The sequence below is a fragment of the Pseudoduganella buxea genome, from assembly GCF_009720835.1.
Taxonomy (GTDB): domain Bacteria; phylum Pseudomonadota; class Gammaproteobacteria; order Burkholderiales; family Burkholderiaceae_D; genus Rugamonas; species Rugamonas buxea.
The window spans coordinates 1-2024 of record NZ_WNKZ01000196.1 but is presented as its reverse complement, the minus strand read 5'-3'; the positions used below and the strand labels follow the sequence as shown (position 1 = coordinate 2024).

The following is a 2024-nucleotide window of genomic DNA, read 5'->3' as shown; positions in this document are numbered from 1 at the left end:
CCACCGCCGGCCGCGCGCAGGCCGGCCACGAAGGCTTCTTCCAGCGTGGCGCAGCCGGCTTCGCGCACCAGGGCGGCCGGCGTGCCCGTGGCCAGCAGGCGGCCGGCGTGCATCAGCGACACACGGTCGCAGCGGGCGGCTTCGTTCATGAAGTGGGTGGACAGGAAGATCGTTACGCCGTCGCGCCGCGACAGTTCCAGCATCAGCTGCCAGAAGCGGTCGCGCGCCACCGGGTCGACGCCGGACGTGGGTTCGTCCAGGATCAGCAGTTCCGGCGCATGGACCATCGCCACGGCCAGCGACAGGCGCTGGCGTACGCCCAGCGGCAGGCGGCCCGGCAGGTCGTCCGCCACGCCGGCCAGGTCGAAGCGGGCCAGCATGTCCGCGCAGCGATGGTAGACCCTGGCCAGCGGCACGCCGAAGAGCCGGCCGTGCAGCACCAGGTTCTGGCGCACGGTCAGCTCGCCGTACAGCGAAAAGCCCTGCGACATGTAGCCGACCCGGCGCCGCGCCGCCGCCCCGCCGGCCTGGGGCGGGACGCCGAAGACGGTGGCGCTGCCGGCGCTGGCGGGCAGCAGGCCCGTGAGCATCTTCATCGTCGTCGTCTTGCCGCAGCCGTTCGAGCCGATGAAGCCGAAGATCTCGCCCCGGCCGATACGAAAGCTGACATCCTCGACGGCAAGAAAATCGCCGAAGCGCCGCGTCAGCCCGAACGCCTCGATGGCGGCCTCGTCCGCCGTCACGGGCGGGGCCGGCGGTGTGACGAAGGGCCCGGCCCGGCGCGCCGCCGGCAGCAGCGCGACGAATGCCTCGTCGAGCGTGGCGCAGCCGGTGTCGGCCAGCAGCCGGGCGGGCGTGCCGCCGGCGATGATGCGGCCGCCGTCCATCGCGGCCAGCCAGTCGAAGCGCGCGGCCTCGTCCATGTAGGCCGTGGCCACCAGCACGGACAGGCCCGGCCGCGTGGCCCGGATCGCGCCGATCAGTTCCCAGAACTGCACCCGCGACAGCGGATCGATGCCCGTCGTCGGTTCGTCCAGGATCAACAGGTCGGGGTCGTGGATCAGCGCGCAACACAGGCCCAGCTTCTGCTTCATGCCGCCGGAAAGCTGCTGCGCCGGCCGGTCCAGGAAGGGCTGCAGGCCGAGTGCGGCCGTCAGCGGCACGATGCGGCCCCGCCCCGCCGCCGCCAGCCCGAACAGCCGGGCGAAGAACAGCAGATTTTCGCCGACCGTCAGCGTCGGATACAGGTTGCGCCCCAGCCCTTGCGGCATGTAGGCGATGCGGGGGCAGACGGCGCGCCGCGTGGTGGCCCGGCGCATGTCGCCGCCCAGTACCGTGACCGTCCCCTGCCGCACCCGGCGCGCGCCGGCGATGGTGGCCAGCAGGCTGCTCTTGCCGACACCGTCCGGCCCGATAATGCCCGTCACCTGCCCGGCCGGCAAGGTGAAATCCACGCGATCCAGGGCCAGCCGGTCGCCATAGCGCAAGCTCAGTCCGGCAACGTGGGCGGCCGCTGTCATGGCAGCGGACGCAGCGCCAGCTGCGCAGGCCACGGTTGCGCCGGATCGATGCGCAGCCAGGCCACGCCGGGCACGCCCGTCTTCACCTGCTGCTGGTAGCGTTCCAGCAGGGCCCGGTCGATATGGGCCTTGACCCGGAACATCAGCTTCTGCCGTTCGCTGGCCGTTTCCACCGTCTTTGGCGTGAACTGCGCCGTGCTGGCCACATACGACACCCGGGCCGGAATTACCGTGGCCGGGGCCGCGTCGAGCACGATGCGCGCTTCGCTGCCGAGGGCCACGCGGCCGGCGCTTTCCTCGGGCACGAAGAAGGTCATGTAGACGTCGCGCAGGTCGACCAGGTTCAGCACCTTGCCCCCGGCCGCCAGCACTTCGCCGGGCTGCGCCACGCGGTACTGCACCCGCCCGGCGCGGGGGGCGACGAGGCGGGTGTCGGCGATGTCGGCATCGAGACGGGCCGTCGTTGCGGCGGCGGCGGCGACGGCCGAGCGCGCACCGACCAGC

Annotated in this window: 2 protein-coding genes; both read right to left on the bottom strand. The window is 72.5% G+C overall.

The features are described 5' to 3' along the window. The coding region (locus tag GM672_RS27490) for an ATP-binding cassette domain-containing protein (RefSeq protein ID WP_155473670.1) at positions 1–1520 on the bottom strand (1520 nt) is incomplete at its 3' end. Next, positions 1517–2024 (bottom strand): HlyD family secretion protein (locus GM672_RS27485; RefSeq protein ID WP_155473669.1); only part of this gene is annotated, 508 nt, incomplete at its 5' end. The genes GM672_RS27490 and GM672_RS27485, both read right to left, overlap by 4 nt.